The sequence below is a fragment of the Arthrobacter sp. SLBN-112 genome, assembly GCF_006715225.1.
GTDB lineage: Bacteria > Actinomycetota > Actinomycetes > Actinomycetales > Micrococcaceae > Arthrobacter.
The window spans coordinates 879,031-896,132 of the sequence record NZ_VFMU01000001.1; the positions used below are offsets into that span (position 1 = coordinate 879,031).

The following is a 17,102-nucleotide window of genomic DNA, read 5'->3' on the forward strand; positions in this document are numbered from 1 at the left end:
GGAGCAGGCTGAAGTGACGCCACAACGAGCCGTGACTGACGACTTGCGTAGGAGCGCATCGCCGACCAGAGCTGAGTGAGGCCGCCCGCGGCCGAAGGAAGCGCCGGGAGGTGTCTAAGCGACGGCAAGTCGGCAGTTACGGCGCCTCAACCATGGGCCGAAGCTACCCTTCGGCTTTGCCCTGCCGCCAGTAACCCATGAAGGCCACCTGTTTCCGGTCCATCCCCACGTCGCGCACCAGGTAACGCCGCAGGTCCTTGATGACGGCTGCCTCGCCGGCGATCCAGGCGTAGAAGGGCATGGCGCCGGCAGGAATTCGAGGGTTCTTGGTGGCGCTGATGTCCGCGGTTTCCAGGCGGGCGGGCGTTTCCCAGAGGATGTCCGTGTCCACGTTGACGTCCTCGGGCTCGGACCCTGCGCCGCCGTCGTCCGTTCTGATGCCCACCCAGCCCGGCTCGGGGACGGCTTTGCGCACGGCCTCCTGCAGGAGTTGGCCGTGGGGCCGGGAGCGGCCGATGGCGGCGCCGCGGGCCAGCCAGGTGATTTCGATGTCGGCCGGGGAGTGGAGCTCCAGGAAGTCGCCGGCCTGCGGAACCTCGAGGAAAGCGTGCCCGCTCATGTACGGGGGGAGCGTTTCGAGGATGGCGGAGATGGCGGGGACGGCGGTTTCGTCGCCGGCAAGCAGGATGCGCTGGGCCAGGCCGGGGCGCCATTCGATCCCGGAGTAGGTCTCCGCGGTGACGCAGTGCGCGGCGCGGTTGTTGGGGCCGATGATGGTGATGGCGTCGCCGGGCCGGGCGTCGAGGGCCCAGTTGGCGGCAGGCCCGGTGTTGTCCGGACCGTCGAGGTGCATCACGAAGTCGACGTCGATCTCCGGGTACACCCCGTCCAGCCGCGCCTCGCGAACGGTGTAGGTACGCATGGACCCACGAACCTCCGGGTCCGTGGCAAGCCAGTCGCGGTACCACCCGGCCTGGCCTGTGTGGAAGGCCGGCAGCGGCAACTGTGAGCCGTCCGGGGCCAGGGACGGAATCAGGAGCTTGATCCGGAGGTCCAGGGTGTGGCCGTGGACGCCGAAATCACGCAGCGAGTAGCCTCCGAACGTGATCCTCCGGAACGTGGGGCTGAGCTGCTGGACGGAGGAGACCGTCACCTCGAAGGCGAGGCTCATCGGCTGGGCGGTCACAGGCTGGGCAGGTGCGTTGTGGCGGGTCTTCATGGGACGAGCTCCAGTTCGTTGGCTGGGGTGTGGTGGCGGCCGATGGGAATGATCAGCGGAGTGGCCGAGACGGGGTCCGGGATGACGCGGCTCTCCAGTCCGAAGACGTCACGGACCAGTTCTTCCGTCACCACCTCGCGCGGGGACCCGACTGCCGCCACGGCACCGTCCTTCATGGCGATGACGTTGTCCGCGTAGCGGGCGGCGAGGTTCAAATCGTGCAGGACAATGGCCACGGTAGTGCCGTGCCTGCGGTTCAGGTCCGTGACCAGGTCCAGAACCTCCACCTGGTGGGCCAGGTCGAGGTAGGTGGTGGGTTCGTCCAGCAGCAGGACGTCGGTTTCCTGGGCCAGCGCCATCGCAATCCAGGCCCGCTGCCGCTGGCCGCCGGACAGTTCGTCCACGTCGCGCCCGGCCAGGTCCAGCGTTCCGGTGGCTTCCAGCGCACGCTGCACGGCGGCGTCGTCCTTTTCACTCCAGCTGCGGAAGAAGCCCTGGTGCGGGTAGCGCCCGCGTCCCACCAGGTCGCGGACGGTGATGCCGTCCGGGGCGGTGGGGTGCTGGGGAAGCAGGCCGAGGGTCCGGGCCAGTTCGCGGGCGGGCCGGGTATGGATATCCCTGCCGTCGAGGGTCACGGCGCCGCCGGAAGGCTTCAGGAGCCGGGACAGTCCGCGGAGCAGGGTGGACTTTCCGCAGGCGTTTGCGCCCACGATCATGGTCACCTTGCCCGCGGGAATCCGGACGCTGAGCCCGTCCACCACGCAGCTTTGGCCGTAGGTGAGCGTCAGGTCCCGGGCTTCGAGAACAGCCATGTCACGCATCCTTTCGATTGGCCGTGACCAGGAGCCACAGCAGGAACGGGGCGCCGAGCGCGCCGGTGACCACACCCACCGGCAGGACGGTGCCGTCCAGGAGCAGGGGGGCGAGGTTCGCGGCGGCGTAATCCGCCGCCAGGACAATCAGGGCACCCACCAGGGCCGACGCCGGCAGGCTGCCTTTGCCGGCGAAGCGGCGGGCGATGGGACCGGCGAGGAAGGCGACGAATGAGACCGGCCCGGCGGCCGCCGTCGCCACGGCCGCCAGCGCCACCGCAATGAGCACCAATGCCAGGCGGGCCGCGTTGACGCGGACCCCCAATCCGGCCGCTGCATCGTCGCCCAGTTCCAGGATGCGCAGCGGACCGGCGATGACCGCGGTGGCGGGAACCAGCACCCCGAGCGCCAGGAACAGGACTCCGGCGCGGTCCCAGTTGGCGGAATTCAGGGATCCGTTGAGCCAGACCAGGACGTCGGCGGCGGTGCGGATGTCCGCGCGCGTCATCAGGAAACTGACCACGGCGTGCAGGGCGGCCGCGATCCCGACGCCGGCAAGGACCAGCCGGTTTCCCGCGGCATTCCCCCGCCCGGTCCCGCGGACAGCCCCGCCGCTGGAGATCTTATGGATCAGGGCGGCCACGGCAAGGGCACCCACGAGCGCCGCCCCGGAAACCACAGCACCGGAGGCGCCGAAAATGACAATTGAAGTCACGGCGGCTGCACTGGCGCCGGAGCTGATGCCGATGACGTCGGGGCTGGCGAGCGGGTTCCGCAGCATGGTCTGGAACAGTGCGCCGGCCAGCCCGAAGGCGATTCCGATCATGGTGCCGGTGACGGCCCGCGGAAGCTTGTTCTCCATCACGATGAAGCTTGCGCCGGGAATCTTCGCACCGCCGCTCACATGGTTGACCACGATGGTGAAGAAGTCCGGGATGCCCACCGTGTAGCTGCCCAGCAGGACTGACGCGAAGAACAGGACCACGACGGCGGCTGCCAGAAACGCGGTCCGGTTCAGGCGCAGGCGTCCCCGGCGTTGCTCCATCACTTGTGGTCCCTTTGAGGGGGTTTTAGCAGCCATATCTGATGGAGCAAGCCGGGGTTTGAGGAGCGTCACAGCCCGGCCCCCTTTCCGCGGCGGATCAGCCACACGAATACCGGCGCACCTACCAGGGCGGTCATGATGCCGGCCGGGACTTCGCCCGGAAGCAGGACCACCCGCCCAAGGATGTCGGCACCCAGGAGCAGGACAGGGGCCACCACCAGGGAAAAGGGCAGGATCCAGCGGTAGTCGGGGCCGGTGAGGAAGCGCACGGCATGCGGTACCACCAGGCCCACGAAGCCGATGGGCCCCGCCAGCGCGGTGGCCGTACCGCACAGCAGGACGATGCCGAGGGCCACCACGGTGCGGGACAGCCCAATCCGCTGGCCAAGTCCCCGGGCCACGTCGTCCCCCAGTGCCAGGCCGTTGAGGGTCCGGCCGGCCAGCAGCACGATGACCCCACCGGCGGCCAGGAACGGCAGTCCGGGCAGGAGCACTGTCCAGTCACGGCCCGCGATGCCGCCCACCTGCCAGAAGCGGAACCTGTCCAGGGTGTCCTGGCTGGAGACCAGGATGACATTCATGAGCGAGGACAGTCCGGCGCTGAGCGCGGCTCCCGCCAGTGCGAGTTTCACCGGAGTGGCACCATCCCTGCCCAGCGAGGCGATGAGGTACACCACGACGGCGGCCACGGCAGCCCCGAGAAAGGCGAACCAGACGTAGCCGGAGAAGGTGGCCACGCCGAAGACGTAGATTCCGGCGACCACCGCCAGGGCAGCTCCGGCATTGACGCCAATAATGCCGGGATCGGCCAGCGGATTGCGGGCGACTCCCTGCATCGCGGCCCCGGCCAGGCCCAAGGAGCCGCCTGCCAGCAGGCCCAGGACCGTGCGCGGGATACGGGCCTGGACCACGGCGTGGTCACCGTCGGTGGGATCGAACGTGGCGAGGGCCTGCCATACGGTGCCAAGGGGAACCTCCCGCGCCCCCACGGCCAGCGAGGCCCCGGCCACCAGCACCAGCACGACGACGGCGGCCGCCAGCCAGGCGGTGCGCTTCCTTCCCGAAGCATCACTGCGGCGGGGGGCAGCGGCTGCCTTGGCCGGCACCTGGGTGCCTGTGCCCGTGGCCGGACGTGCCGTCGTCGTACTCATGAAAGGGTGCCTACTTCACTGCATCCGCTGCGCTGGCCAACTGCGGCAGGAAAGTGTCCAGCGACCACGGCAGGCTCAGCGGCGACGAGGCCGAGATGGACAAGGTCAGGGTGTTGTCCGAGTCGGCCACCAGCGCGCCGTTTTTGATGGCCGGGATCTGCCCGAGCAGCGGATCGGCCTTGATGGCGTCCGCGGTGGAGGCATCGGGAACCCAGGTGACGAAGATGTCCGACTGCAGCTCGTTCGCCTTCTCAGCGGACCAGGGCAGGTAGAACTCCTTGGAGCCCTTGGAGTTGTCCGCGACCACCGGGGCGAGGGTCATGCCGATTTCGGTCAGGAAGCGCGGACGGTTGTCGTTGGCGGTGTAGACGTTGACGCCATCACCCTTGGCCGGCTCCAGGTTGCCGTAGATGAAGCTGTTGCCCTGGATCTGCGGGTACTGGGAGACCTTGTCCTTGAGGGTTGCCTCGGTATCGGAGACCAGCTTGGCGGCGTCCGCTTCCTTGCCCAGCGCCTTGCCGATGATGGCGGTGGAGTCCTGCCAGGAGGTTCCGTAGGCCACCTCCGGGTGGGCCACCACGGGGGCAATCTCGCTGAGCTTCTTGTAGTCCTCCTCGCTGAGGCCTGAGTAGGCGGCGAGGATGACGTCCGGGCTGAGCTTGGCGATTTCGGTGAAGTTGATCCCGTCCGCCTCCGAGTACTGGACGGGAGCCTTGGCCGAACCGAATCCCGCGCCCAGCTTCTCGAGCGCCGCGTCCTTCCAAGGGGTGGAGCCCTTGTCATTGCCGCCCCACTCGTTCTTGGGGACCCCCACGGGCACCACTCCCAAGGCGATGGCAACGTCGTCGTTGACCCATGAAACGGTTGCCACCCGCGTGGGCTGCTTCTCAATGGTGGTCTTGCCGTAGACGTGCTCGATGGTGACCGGGAACTGGGCGCTGCTGCTTGGGCTGCCCGCGTCGGCGACGGACGGGGCCGGGCCCGTGCTGCAGCCGGAAAGGGTCAGGGCTGCCGCGGCCAGCACCGCCGCCGCCTTGCCGGCAGAGGAAAAGAGTGTCCGGCGGGTGGAATGAGGGCCGGGGAAGAGGGGGGACGTCACGGGGCTCCTTGGATCAGGCTGATGAAACTTAAGTAAGGCTAACCTATGCTGCAAGTAATTACGCAAACCTTTCCTGTCGTTATTCCAGCTTGGATCCCGGTCGTTTTTCGTGGTCTCCAGCCACACCACGCCACGCCACATGTTCCCTACGCGCTCACTGGATCTCGTCGTCAAGAACCACAAGACGCAATGACCCACAAGCACGTACGGGCAGACGAACCACGATCACTCCAGCCAGCCGCCGGCTGTTCAGCAATCCGCCGGGCTCCTGGCATATGCCGGACGCCTACGCAGGCAATGTCAGCCGTGAGCGCAGCAGGTACAGACCTCAGCATCAAATGGCCAGCAGGGCGGGACTGCGCGACCTGTATGCTTGCCAAATGGGGAAAAAATCAGACGAAGTTTTCGGTATCTCGAATACGATCTTGCCCGATTCATACGTGGATCGAGGTGCACTTGATACGGAGATCGGCCAGCAGATTAACCGAAAAGTTCATCTCGCCATACGTGGCGCCTCCAAAACTGGAAAAACTTGGTTACGCCAGCGTCTTGCCCCGAATTCTATTGTAATCCAGTGCCGTTTAGGTAAGTCCATTGAGGATATTTATAAGGAGGCCCTCGGGCAGCTTGATATTAGACTCGTCACGAACTCGACGAAGGGTCGCGAGCTAACCGGGACGGTTGAGGCCGAAAGCGAATTTGGTATCAACCTTATTGGAAAAGTCAAAGCGAAACTAAACCTTGGCACGAAGGCAAGCTCGGCCGTCTCATCCACCCATCTTAAACAAAACGTTGAAGACCTGAAGTTTATAGCCGAACTGATCTTGGAGTCAGGACGCAGGCTTGTAATCGAAGATTTCCACTATTTGTCTCACGACGAGCGGGAGCATCTCGCCTTTGACCTCAAAGCGTTGTGGGATCTCGGCGTCTTCGTAATCGTCATTGGCGTTTGGAGTGACAATAACCTGCTGCTCAACATCAATACAGATCTTTCCGGCAGAGTTCGAGAGGCTTCCGTGAGTTGGAGCGACCCGGACCTTCATCAAGTACTTAGAAATGGCGCTAATGCGTTGAATATAATATTCAACGCTGACGTCGCCAAGGAGCTTGTACGAATCAGCTACGGGAATGTAGGAATTCTCCAACGGCTCACTCTCGATGTTCTTGATCGCACTCAAATATTTGAGCGCCAGCACTCTTTAGTACGCGTTGACAATATAGAAACCGTCCGAGATGCGGCGCTTTTTTACGCGGAAGAACTAAACTCGGTATACCAATCCTTTGCCCAAAATGTCTCCAAGGGAATACGAACCCGAAGGGGTTCCACTGGCATTTATGCTCATGCCATGGCCGTTGTTCTTACCTGTGACGATAGTCAACTCTTGAAGGGCGTGCCGTTAGATGATATTTTCCGCATTGCACATGAGCGGGAGCCTAGGATTCAAAAGGGTAATCTTCGTATCGCGTTAGGTAATATCGAACGCCTCCAAGTCGACGACGCTGGCCGCGGCCTAGTGTTGTCCTTTGCCGACGGCAAGGTCAGGGTCGTTGATCACCAATTACTCCTTTACCGCGCGTTTACTACCGTCGAGTGGCCGTGGGACGACATTGTTCGCCAATCGAAGGAAGGGGGAGAAGACTACGAGGCTACCTCTACGCAGCTGCTGTGGCAGGACAACTGACTCGCCGCAGCCACTCACAACGGTGGCCGACCACTAGACCAAGGTCTGCACCGTCTCTGACTTTCGCTGTTGCAACCCGTCCGTCGTCCTCTGCAGCGGCAATTGTCGTGAAGGCGTCACCTGCCATCGGCCCCAGCCACCCGCCTGATGCGGCGACCAGGAAAGCGCCGGCCATTATTAGGGAACCCCTCAGGCAGCAAACCCAGTGCAGTCTGGAGTTTCACCTGCCGCCTTGAGTCTCGAAGGTGCTGCGGGCTCCGAGTTCTACAGAAACTCCGGGGATCGGAATGATGCGCTTCTATCGTGCACCACGACAAGTCGCGGGCCAGTCAGCGCAGCACGATGTCCACCGGGTTCGCCTCGGACCGCCACGCCCCTTCTTCGCCCGGCCTTGGCTTGATGACCGGCGCCGTGAGGACTCCCGAGCGGTTGGTGCGCCTGTCGCGGAGGATCTCGGTGACCGAGCCCAGGTGCCGGGACAGGTCGATCACGTTTTCCGGGGCGGCCAGCAGCAGCTGGAAGCCGAATTCGTGCAGCGCCTTGATGCCGGCGCCGGCGAACTCCTCGGAGGCAAGCACAAAGGCCTCATCCATCATCACAGTGCCGTAAGTGGTGAACCCCTGCTCGGCGATGCCCAGCTGGTAGCTCAGGGCCGCGGCCATGATGAACGCGGTGAACCGCTGCCGCTCGCCGCCGGACATGGAGCCGGTGTCCGCGTGCATGAACACCTCGGTCTTTTTGGCGCCGCCCTTCTTTTTTCCTGCTGCCGGGGCGCTGACTTCCCGGTGCTCCTTGCACTGGATGAACAGGTGGCCGCGGACGTCCAGCACTTCCGCGCGCCACCGCCGGTCTTCCGGCGCCTGCGATCCAAGCCGCTTGACCAGGGTTTCCAGGGATTTGTAGCGGGCGGTGAGCTCGGCATCGTCATTGTCAGGCCCCTCCCCCTTGGGTGCGTCCGTCCTGCCGGGCCGTGTGTGGCGCGCCTTCAAAGCGTTCTGGATGGCGTCCTTGAACTGCTTGGCGGTGGGTGGCAGCGTCTGCTTGATGTCCAGTTCCAGGTAGCTGCCCTCATGGAAGTTCACCTGGGAGAGGATGCCGTTGAGGGGCAGGATGCGGCTGGTGATGGAGCGGCGTTCCTCGTCCAGCAGGTGCAGCAGGGTGCTGAAGGATTCGTGCGTGCGCTGGTTGAAGAACAGCCGGAATTCCGCCTCCTGCGCGGGCAGGCCGTCGTTCACGATGGCGTGGTAGCGGGACTCGAATTCGCTGGCCGCGCCGATGCTGGTGCCGTGGTCCGCCGAGATGGCGCTGCCCCACTCCCGCACGAAGCCTTCGAAGATGCGGGTGAGCCGCTCCGCCGTGCCCTGCCCCCGTGATTCAGCTGTATGCAGTTCGCCCAGCAGGGCGGTCCGGACCCGGTTGGCCAGGTTGTCCAGTTCGTGCATCTCGGTCACGTCGCCGAATTCAGCGAAGTACGGCTCCAGCGCTGTCACGGTAGCGTCCGACGGCGGCGCCTGGGCCAGGCGGTCACGCGCGGCTTCCAGCAGCGAGTCCGCGGCGGTGAGCTGCCGGTCCAGTGCCTTGTATTCACTTTGCAGGACCGCGGCGGACTCGGTGCTGGACTGGTGCTTTTGCCGGACCTCCTCGATGGTGGCGCGCAGCGGCTCCAGGTCCGCCTGCGCGGCAAGGGCGTCCTTGAGCCGCTGCTCAATCCGGGTCAGCTCGTCCGCCGCCACCGCGGCAGACACCTGTTCCCAGGGGCGGTCGTCTTCCGCAATCCGCCGCAGCGCATCGAGCTGGCGGCTCATGCCCTGGTGTGAATCCTCGCGGCTTTGCGCCAGTTCCGCGGCCTTGGCCACTTCCTGCCGGAGGTCCTCCACCTGGCCGGCCACGAGTTCGAGTTTGGCGGCATTGTCGAAGCCCAGGACGTAATCCTGGCGGCTGGTGAACCGGTCGTCCTTCTCCACGGTGTGCCGGTTGCGCTTGACCACGCCGCCCAGGCTGAGGCCCTTGTCCAGCGCCGCCAGCTCGTCCGGGTCTTCCACGCACTGATAGGCGAAGTCCAGGGCGATCCGCTCGCGGACCCATTCACCCGCTTCGGCCGCCGCACCTGAGGCGAGGATGTCCAGCTTGGTGAGCAGGTCGCCGTCGCGCACGTCCTCTACGGCGAGCGCACCGCCGGCGAGCGGCTTGGAGATGTCCACTGCCCGCAGCGCGCCACGGACGTTGTGGTCATTGAGGTAGCGGGTGACGGCGCCGAAGTGCTCACCGGGCACCAGCAGGGTGGTGGCCAGGCTGCGAAGCGCGCGTTCGGCGGCGGGGCGCCACCGATCCTCGCCTTCTGCAAGGTCCATGAGTTCGCCGGCGAAGGGCATGCGGTCTTCCGGAACGCCGGTTGCGGCGGCGATGGCGGCGCGGTTTTCAATGCTCGACGGCGGCAGCAGGGACTTGCGCGTCTTCAACGAGACGAGCTCCTGCTCGGCAGCCGCCAGCTCCCGTTTGCGGCTGGCGTGGGCGTCGAAGGCCTCGAACCGCAGCTCCTGCAGGGCCTGCGAATCATCCTTCAACTCGGCCGACCGTGCTGCCGCCTGCTCGTGGGCCTGCTCCCAGCCAGCGGCGCTCCACTCAAGCTGCAGCCCGGCGTCGGCCAGTGCCTGCTGGGCCGCCTCCTCAACCTGCCGGCGCAGCTTGAGGCCAACGCGGGCGTTCTCCAGCGACTGCTCAATCGCCGAAATCGCGTTGCCGCCCTGATTGTTGTAGTCGGTTTCCAGCTGCCGCAGTTCCTTAGCCAGGTTGTCGCGGACAGCACGCTCCGCGCCGAGTTCCTTGGCCTTCGCCTGCGCCAATTCACGGAAACGGGCCAGCGTCTTCTGGTGGACCGTAACGGCGAGCTGCTGGCGGTACGCCTCGAACTCCCCACCCACCAGCTCCCGCAGCCGGTTGGCGTCCAGCAGCGACTGCGCATACTCGCGGTTCAGTCCCGGCACGGGCGCCAACTGGTCGCGCTGCTGCCGGACATCCTCCAGCCGCTGGCGGATGGACATCAGGTTGCTGAACTCCTCCACCACGTCATCGGCGGCGGCCAGGGTTGCCGGAGCATCCAGCACCTGGTCGCGGAAAAAGGTGTTGACGCTGCCGCCCAGCCCCTTGCCGGCCTGGATCACGCGCAGCAGGGGCAGGGCCTGGTCCGAGCTGATCCCCAGCAGCCGGCGGAACCGTTCAGCGAAGGCCTTGTGCACGTCGAAGACCTGGGCGTGCGGGAAGACAGCCTCAAGCGCGCCCTTGGTGAACCGTTTGTCCGCGATGCCCTCCACCGCTTCCAGGTCCAGGGGCACGTTGTCGATCAGGTAGAACCGGCCCACGCTCGACTCCGTGCCGTTCTTGGGCAGGTCGAACAGCGCCGACACCGTCACCCGCGTGCCGGCGGCGTTGTCGAACGTCAGGGCGACGGCGGACCACGTGGCACCCGGGCGCTGGAACGCACTCGCCGAGCCCTCCCCCACCGCCTTGTCCCCCACCTTGCCGCGCATGTAGGTGAACGTGGTCCGCTTGTCCTCCACGGCACCGCCGGAACGCTGCGCAGCCGCCTCGTTGGACCGCGGCCGGGCATCGAACACCCGCAGCATCGCGTCAAACAGCGTGGACTTGCCCACGCCCGAGTTGCCCGTCAGCAGGGTTCCGTTCCGGTCCACGTGCATGGTGTGCGCGCCATGGAACGTCCCCCAGTTGACCACCTGCACCAAGGCAAGCCGCATCTGTCCCGGATTGGTCACATCGCCCAACGGAAGCATGCTTGCAATGGTCACTTGGTCACCTCAGTCTTTGTCGCCTTCGACTCCGCATCGGCTGCTGCGTCTTCTCGTCCGTCACCAGGGGCAGCGGCATCGGCGTCGTCGTCCTCGGCGCCACTGTCCGCGTCCAGGTCAAGCATTGCCTCGGTACCGGTGGGATCGGTGCTTGCCGCCACCAGGGCTTCGATGTGGGCCGGGATGTCGCCGATGTTTTCGAACGGCAGGGCCAGGGGCAGGGCGTTGGAGATGGCGTAGACGTCGTCCAGGCCGGTGGGAAGCAGGAGCTGGCGGGCCAGGAGCTTGGTGATGGCACGGGTCACCACGTCCGAGTCCCGGAGGGCGTCCTGCTGGCCGGCGGGCTGGTAGTGCGCCGCCAGGTCCGCGATTTCCTCGCGGGTAATGGTGGGGTCCGTCTGGGCCGTGACGTGCCGGTCCAGCAGCAGGCGGAGCCGGAGCAGCACGATGGTTTCCACCCGGCTGAGGGCACGCTGCTGGCGCAGGATGCTGGACCGGGCGCTTCCTCCGATGACGTCCGGATCCACGGGGCGCAGGACCGCGATCTTGCGCTCGTGGTCCAGCTGGAGGGTCAGGAACAGCTCGGACAGGCGGCTGCGCAGGATCACCTGGTTGTCCAGCAGGGTGGTCCAGAGCTTTTCGTCCCGGCCGCCGTCAATGTACGGGCCCTTCAGCAGCTTCACCAGGGCCTGCCGCACCTTCACGGACAGGACGCCGGTGTCACCGGGGAAGAGGGCGGCGCCGTCCACGAAGGTATCGCGTGGGAAGACTGGTCCGGGGTACCCAGCGCCCGATGAGTCCTGTGCGTGCGTAACCTCAGTCATCTGAATCCTTTGCGAGCGTAACCACGGGCAGATAGGCCCTGCGGGTGGAGCCGTCGATCTGTTCGAAGTCCAGGCCATCCCAGGCGCTGCGGTTGAAGTCGGCCCCGGCGTGCAGGGCCTCCGACAGGAGCGCGCGGATGGTGTTGATGTGCTGCTCTTCCGGCGGCAGCTGCTGCCAGGCGTCCGCGAGGGTGGCGGCCCCTGCCATGGCAGACCGGACCACGTCCGGCCTGGCTTTGCCGGTCCTCGGCGAGCGCACCCGGTCCGAGTCGGTGAAGGCGATGGGATCGGCCAGCCGGGGCGGCGCCGCGAATTCGTCCGGATCGAAGAGCTTCACCATGGACAGCGACTCAAACCCGGCGTTGTACAGGACGGGCCCGTGCACCAGTCCGGGGCTATCGCGCTCGTAGGGAAGGGAACGGATGGCCTGCTCAGCCTCGCGAAGGACCCGCCGCAGCCGGACCGACTGGCGGAAGTCATCGCTCTGGACGTACGTGTTGAGGCTTTCGCTGAGCTTGCCGTAGATGCGCTGGATCTGGCTGTGCTGCTGGCGGAGCTCGGCCACCAGGTTCTTCAGCGTCTCCCGGTCGTCCGGCGAGAGGTCGTCGGCGAACTGGCGGCTCAGGACTTCCCCGATGGCTGACCGGAACCTCACCTGCTGCTGCGGGTCCTCCAGGAAGGCGGTAAAGGAGCGGAACGTCCTGCCCTCGGGGCTTTGGCGGAGCCGCTTGTCCGCTTCCAGGACCTGGGCCATGGTGGCGCCCTTGGTCAGGGACTCCTCGATGATCTGGTTGCGCAGCCCGCCCACCAGTTCCTCGATCCGGTCACGCATCTTCTTATAGTCGGCGGGGAGGCTGGCGGCCAGGTCCAGGATGTTGCCGGCGGCCTCCACGGCTTCGTCGTCATCGAGCAGGCCGTCGAACCCGCCCGTGCTGATGTCCTGGATCAGCTGCTGCCGCTCTTCGATTTCCTCTTCCAGGGCTTCGAGCCTGGCGCTCTGGTCCGGGTTGGTCTCGTTGGCGAGCTTTTCCACGTCCCCCAGCAGCGTGCCCAGCCGTGAACCGTTTAGAGTGGACCGCTCGCTGGAGAGGCTGTCCAGGAAGGCGAGCACACGCGCCGCCGGCTCCGTGGCCTCGTAGACAATCCGGCCTGACTGGTTCCGCCGGGTGAGGAACTGCCGCCGGGTCCACTCGTCGCCGAAGGCCTTTCCGTTGGCCCCTCCGCCCAGCCCGGGATCCTGGCGCCGGAGCTCCTCAAGGAAGGAGTCGACGTCGGCATGGAATTCCTCGAGCGGAACCTGCGGCCGGGTGCGGGTAAAGGAAGCCTGGAGCACGGCAATCACCCAGGGCGCCGAACGCGTCAGGGCCCACGCGGGTCCCTTGGTGAGGAGTTCGAGGTCCCGGAGCCGGGCGCTGATGGCGTCAGCGGATGACCTGGCGGAGCGGGGCACACACTCTCCTTGGGCTGTTGGGCGGCGGCTTGGCAGGACGGCGCGCAAGGGAGCGGCCGGAAAACTGCCAACTACAAGGTTAACGCAGGCCGCCGCGACCACTCCGTGACCTACCTGCCGGTAGTGTTTCAATCCCGTATCAACAGTCACTTCTGCCCCATCCTGCTCTGGCTGGCTGTGGGAGTGTCCCCCTACGCTTCTGCTACTGGTCTTCGCCACCGCAGTCTTATGCAAAGCAACGTCGCAGCAGGGGGATTCATGCAGTTCGATCTAAGTTCAGTGGAAACAGCCACCTTGGTCTTCATCGGGACACTGGTATTTGGCGCAATCCTCGCCGCCTTCGTGCTCACAGCCGGGCTTATTGCCCTGGCCGTGCTGGGGGCAGGGAAGTTCACCTGGGTGGTGGTGTCCACTACGCTCCTGGCCGTGGTCCACGGCATCAATGCCGGCTGGGACAAACTGGTGCACCGGGCATCCGCTGTTGAGCTGCCCGGCGATTTCCAGGGCCAGCCGGCCCCTAGCACCGGAACCTACCCGCGGGTAATCTTGAGGGACAGCTGAAGGGTTCTCCAACCCGGCGGATCCATGGCGACACCGGCCAATCCGGCCTAGGAGATAACCCATGACCTCCGCAACTGACAGCCAGGCCAAAGACGCCCCGGCTGAAGAAACCCCCGTCCCTGCCGGCAACATCGGCGCCGGAGCCACCGCCGAAGATGCCCGGGCCGTCGCCGAGGCCGCCCGTGAATCCGGCTGGGACCGCCCCAGCTTCGCCAAGGGCCTGTACCTGGGCAGTTTCGATCTTGGCCTGGTCCATCCCTGGCCGGCCCCGGACCCCGCTTCCGTGGAAAAGGGCGAGGAGTTCATGGCCAGGCTCACCGAGTTTGCAAAAACCATGTCCGGGCAGGTCATTGAACGGGATGCCAAGATCCCCGACGAGTACATCAACGACCTCGCGGAGCTGGGCGTCTTCGGAATGAAGATCCCGGAGGAATACGGGGGCCTGGGGCTCTCCCTGGTCTATTACGGCCGCGCCCTGGCCCTGCTGGGCAGCGTGCACCCCAGCCTGGGCGCCCTGATCTCAGCTCATCAGTCCATCGGCGTGCCGGAGCCCGTCAAGGTCTTCGGCACGCCCGAGCAAAAGCGGGAGTACCTGCCCCGGTGCGCCGCCGGCGCCGTCACCGCCTTCCTCCTCACCGAACCGGACGTGGGCAGCGACCCCGCCCGGATGGGCAGCACGGCAACGCCTACGGACGACGGCGGCGCGTACCTTTTGGACGGCGTGAAGCTATGGACCACCAACGGGGTGATCGCCGAACTGGTGGTGGTCATGGCCGTTGTCCCCGCGCACACCGATCCGGACGGCACCAGGCACAAGGGCGGCATCACCGCGTTTGTGGTTGAAATGGACTCACCGGGCATCACCGTGGAAAACCGCAACGCGTTCATGGGCCTGCGCGGCATCGAGAACGGCGTGACCCGCTTCCATCAGGTGCGGGTGCCCGCCGCCAACCGGCTAGGGCGCGAGGGCCAGGGACTGAAGATCGCGCTCACCACCCTCAACACGGGCCGCTTGGCGCTGCCCGCGCTGTGCGTGGCGTCCGGGCGGTGGAGCCTGAAGATTGCCCGCGAATGGTCCAACGCGCGCACCCAGTGGGGCAGGCCCGTGGGCGAACACGAGGCAGTGGGCAAGAAGATCGCCTTCATCGCGGCCTCGGCCTTTGCCCTGGACGCCGTGTTTGAACTGTCCGCCGAACTTGCCGATGCGGGGCAGAAGGACGTCCGGATCGAAGCCGCGCTCGCCAAGCTGTGGGCCACGGAGATCAGCTGCCGGATAGCGGATGAGCTGGTCCAGATCCGGGGCGGGCGCGGGTTCGAGACGGCCGAGTCGCTGGCGGCCCGCGGCGAACGGGCGGTGCCCGCGGAGCAGCAGCTGCGGGACCTGCGGATCAACCGGATCTTCGAGGGTTCCTCCGAGATTATGCGCCTGCTGATCGCCCGGGAAGCGGTGGATGCGCACCTGGCCGCCGCGGGGGACCTCGCGTCGCTGGATGCAAGCCTGGCCGACAAGGCCAAGGCCGCCGTCGGCGCCTCCGGCTTTTATGCCAAATGGCTGCCCAAGCTGGTGGCCGGCGCCGGGATGGACCCCCGCTCCTATGCGGAGTTCGGCAGGCTGGCCAAGCACCTCCGGTTCGTCGAGCGCTCGTCCCGCCGGCTGGCACGCCAGACCTTCTATGGGATGGGCCGCTGGCAGGCCAAACTGGAGCGGAAGCAGGCGTTCCTGGGCCGCGTGGTGGACATCGGCGCCGAGCTCTTCGCCATGACCGCCTGCTGCTCCCGCGCGGAGATGTTGCTGAAAACCGCCCCGGAAAAAGCCGCCAGCGCCTACGAGCTCGCCGATGCCTACTGTGAGCAGGCCAGGGTGCGGGTGGACGAGTACTTCGACCAGCTGTGGCGGAACACCGACGACGCCGACTACGCCCTCACCGGCAAGGTCCTCGCCGGCGACTACACGTGGCTGGAGGCGGGGGTCCTGGACCCGTCCGAAGGGACCGGCCCGTGGATTGCCGATGCCTCGCCGGGGCCGTCCAACAAGGAGGACCTGCACCGGAAATACCGGTAAAACCGCAGGTCACAAAATAGTAAGCACGCTTGCTATCAGTGTGGGTGGGTGGTTGAGTTGAACCATGAGCAGCTCAACGGACCCAGAGAACCTGCCTCCCCGCCGTGCCCGGGAGGATGAAACCACCCGTAGCGGAAGCTACCGGGACGCAGCCGCGGACGATGCCGCCACGCGCTCAGTGGACCAGGCCCCCACACGCCCACGGGAACGGGACTATTCCAACGCACCCTCAGCGGAGCGGGAGTACCATCCGGCCCCCACCCGGGCCACGCCCGTGGTGGAGCCGGTGGCAGACCCCAGGCTGGCGAACCGGGAAACCGCCGTCGCGCGCCAGAAGGAGCGTTTTGGCGGCATCAAGGTGGGCTCGGCGTTCTTTGGCTGGCTGACCGCCACCGGGATGGCCGTGCTCCTGACGGCGCTGGTGGCAGCCGCCGGGACCGCGGTGGGCCTTGCCAGCAATACCGATGTCAACGAGGCCGTGAACCAGGCCGCCCAGAACACCGGCACCGTGGGGCTGGTGGGCATTATCGTGCTGCTGGTGATCCTGTTCCTCTCCTACTACTGCGGCGGCTACGTGGCCGGCAGGATGGCCCGCTTCAACGGGGCCAAGCAGGGGCTCATGGTGTGGATCTGGGCGCTGATCGCGGCCGTCGTGGTGGCAATCCTCGGCGTCGTGGCAGGGCAACAGTTCAATGTCCTGGCCAACCTGAACAGCTTCCCGCGGATCCCCATCAATGAAGGCCAACTGACCACCACAGGCATCATCGCCGCGATCGTGGTGGCAGCCGTGGCCCTGGTGGGCGCAGTGCTCGGCGGCCTTGCCGGCATGCGGTTCCACCGGAAGGTTGACCGCGCCGGCTTCACCCCGGACAGCGAGTTTTACGACGACGGGGAATAGTCAGGCGAGGATGTCGCCGTCCACGTACAGCCACCGGCCGTGCTCCCGGACGAACCTGCTGTTCTCGTGCAGGACGGCCCGCTCCCTGCCGTGCCGGTAGTACGCCTTGAACTCCACCGTGCCGGCGGTATCGAAAGGTCCGCCTCCGCTGGTGGCGAGGATGTCCAGGCGGCGCCACTGCATCGCCGGGTCCAGGTCAAGGCCGGCCGGTGCGGTGGATGGATGGTGGGTGCGCAACAGGTAGTCCTCATCCAGCAGGACGAACGCGCTGTACCGGGACCGCATCAGCTGTTCGGCCGTTGCAGCCAGCGCCTGGCCGGAATGGAACCTTCCGCAGCATTGGACGTAGGGCTCCCCGGACAGGCACATGCAGTTTGCGGACTCATTCGATTCGGTCACCCGGTGATGCTGTCATATCGGATAACAGCTTCGCTACAACCTCGGAACAGGCCGGGCGCGCGGCGGCATGGCCGGACAAAAATCCGTATGGTGGAGA

The 17,102-nt window shown here is 66.1% G+C and carries 13 protein-coding genes; 4 read left to right on the top strand and 9 right to left on the bottom strand.

The genetic code is table 11. The features are described 5' to 3' along the window. Nucleotides 1–163: 163 nt before the first annotated feature. The 5 genes from FBY33_RS04090 to FBY33_RS04110 all read right to left on the bottom strand — a co-directional run bounded on the left by FBY33_RS04090 (nt 164) and on the right by FBY33_RS04110 (nt 5,326). Entirely contained in the window at nt 164–1,219 is a 1,056-nt protein-coding gene (locus tag FBY33_RS04090; protein ID WP_142029413.1) for a siderophore-interacting protein, read from the bottom strand. Then, a complete protein-coding gene (locus FBY33_RS04095) occupies nt 1,216–2,031 on the bottom strand; it encodes an ABC transporter ATP-binding protein (protein WP_142029414.1) in 816 nt (271 codons plus the stop codon). The genes FBY33_RS04090 and FBY33_RS04095 overlap by 4 nt, the downstream gene beginning before the upstream one ends. A gap of 1 nt (nt 2,032) precedes the next feature. Further along, nucleotides 2,033–3,076, bottom strand: a complete 1,044-nt coding sequence (locus FBY33_RS04100) for a FecCD family ABC transporter permease (protein WP_235010633.1) — start codon at nt 3,074–3,076, stop codon at nt 2,033–2,035. A gap of 68 nt (nt 3,077–3,144) precedes the next feature. Beyond that, complete coding sequence (locus tag FBY33_RS04105; protein WP_142029416.1) at nt 3,145–4,227, bottom strand: FecCD family ABC transporter permease; 1,083 nt, start codon at nt 4,225–4,227, stop codon at nt 3,145–3,147. 10 nt (nt 4,228–4,237) lie between these two features. Continuing rightward, entirely contained in the window at nt 4,238–5,326 is a 1,089-nt protein-coding gene (locus FBY33_RS04110; RefSeq protein ID WP_142029417.1) for an iron-siderophore ABC transporter substrate-binding protein, read from the bottom strand. A 380-nt stretch (nt 5,327–5,706) separates the two neighbouring features. Between FBY33_RS04110 and FBY33_RS04115 the strand changes: the two genes are divergently transcribed. Further along, the gene (locus tag FBY33_RS04115) at nt 5,707–7,008 is read left to right on the top strand and encodes a hypothetical protein (protein WP_200831319.1); all 1,302 of its coding nucleotides are present in this window, start codon (nt 5,707–5,709) and stop codon (nt 7,006–7,008) included. 329 nt (nt 7,009–7,337) lie between these two features. On the opposite strand, the gene FBY33_RS04120 is transcribed toward FBY33_RS04115, so the two are convergent. The 3 genes from FBY33_RS04120 to FBY33_RS04130 are packed head-to-tail and all read right to left on the bottom strand — an operon-like array spanning nt 7,338 to nt 13,085. Beyond that, on the bottom strand, nt 7,338–10,811 hold the full coding sequence (locus FBY33_RS04120; protein WP_142029418.1) for an ATP-binding protein: 3,474 nt from the start codon (nt 10,809–10,811) through the stop codon (nt 7,338–7,340). After that, complete coding sequence (locus FBY33_RS04125) at nt 10,808–11,635, bottom strand: DUF4194 domain-containing protein (RefSeq protein WP_142029419.1); 828 nt, start codon at nt 11,633–11,635, stop codon at nt 10,808–10,810. The genes FBY33_RS04120 and FBY33_RS04125 overlap by 4 nt, the downstream gene beginning before the upstream one ends. Further along, a complete protein-coding gene (locus tag FBY33_RS04130) occupies nt 11,628–13,085 on the bottom strand; it encodes a DUF3375 family protein (RefSeq protein ID WP_142029420.1) in 1,458 nt (485 codons plus the stop codon). The genes FBY33_RS04125 and FBY33_RS04130 overlap by 8 nt, the downstream gene beginning before the upstream one ends. Before the next feature lie 258 nt (nt 13,086–13,343). On the opposite strand from FBY33_RS04130, the gene FBY33_RS04135 reads away from it, so the two are divergent. The 3 genes from FBY33_RS04135 (at nt 13,344) to FBY33_RS04145 (ending at nt 16,606) form a co-directional block, all read left to right on the top strand. After that, entirely contained in the window at nt 13,344–13,646 is a 303-nt protein-coding gene (locus FBY33_RS04135; protein ID WP_142029421.1) for a hypothetical protein, read from the top strand. A 61-nt stretch (nt 13,647–13,707) separates the two neighbouring features. Next, nucleotides 13,708–15,708 (top strand): acyl-CoA dehydrogenase family protein, encoded by a 2,001-nt coding sequence (locus FBY33_RS04140; protein ID WP_142029422.1) that lies wholly within the window; start codon nt 13,708–13,710, stop codon nt 15,706–15,708. Nucleotides 15,709–15,772: 64 nt separating this feature from the next. Further along, the gene (locus tag FBY33_RS04145) at nt 15,773–16,606 is read left to right on the top strand and encodes a TIGR04086 family membrane protein (RefSeq protein ID WP_142029423.1); all 834 of its coding nucleotides are present in this window, start codon (nt 15,773–15,775) and stop codon (nt 16,604–16,606) included. Here FBY33_RS04145 and FBY33_RS04150 read toward each other — a convergent pair whose 3' ends face one another. Then, nucleotides 16,607–16,975, bottom strand: a complete 369-nt coding sequence (locus FBY33_RS04150) for a YchJ family protein (RefSeq protein ID WP_142032532.1) — start codon at nt 16,973–16,975, stop codon at nt 16,607–16,609. Between the last annotated feature and the right edge of the window lie 127 nt (nt 16,976–17,102).

Coding starts and splice junctions, on each gene's coding strand:
- FBY33_RS04105 (WP_142029416.1), bottom strand. CDS start 4,227: ATGAGTACGACGACGGCACGTCCGGCCACGGGCACAGGCACCCAGGTG.
- FBY33_RS04135 (WP_142029421.1), top strand. CDS start 13,344: ATGCAGTTCGATCTAAGTTCAGTGGAAACAGCCACCTTGGTCTTCATC.
- FBY33_RS04125 (WP_142029419.1), bottom strand. CDS start 11,635: ATGACTGAGGTTACGCACGCACAGGACTCATCGGGCGCTGGGTACCCC.
- FBY33_RS04090 (WP_142029413.1), bottom strand. CDS start 1,219: ATGAAGACCCGCCACAACGCACCTGCCCAGCCTGTGACCGCCCAGCCG.
- FBY33_RS04150 (WP_142032532.1), bottom strand. CDS start 16,975: ATGTGCCTGTCCGGGGAGCCCTACGTCCAATGCTGCGGAAGGTTCCAT.
- FBY33_RS04145 (WP_142029423.1), top strand. CDS start 15,773: ATGAGCAGCTCAACGGACCCAGAGAACCTGCCTCCCCGCCGTGCCCGG.
- FBY33_RS04115 (WP_200831319.1), top strand. CDS start 5,707: ATGGGGAAAAAATCAGACGAAGTTTTCGGTATCTCGAATACGATCTTG.
- FBY33_RS04140 (WP_142029422.1), top strand. CDS start 13,708: ATGACCTCCGCAACTGACAGCCAGGCCAAAGACGCCCCGGCTGAAGAA.
- FBY33_RS04095 (WP_142029414.1), bottom strand. CDS start 2,031: ATGGCTGTTCTCGAAGCCCGGGACCTGACGCTCACCTACGGCCAAAGC.
- FBY33_RS04100 (WP_235010633.1), bottom strand. CDS start 3,076: ATGGAGCAACGCCGGGGACGCCTGCGCCTGAACCGGACCGCGTTTCTG.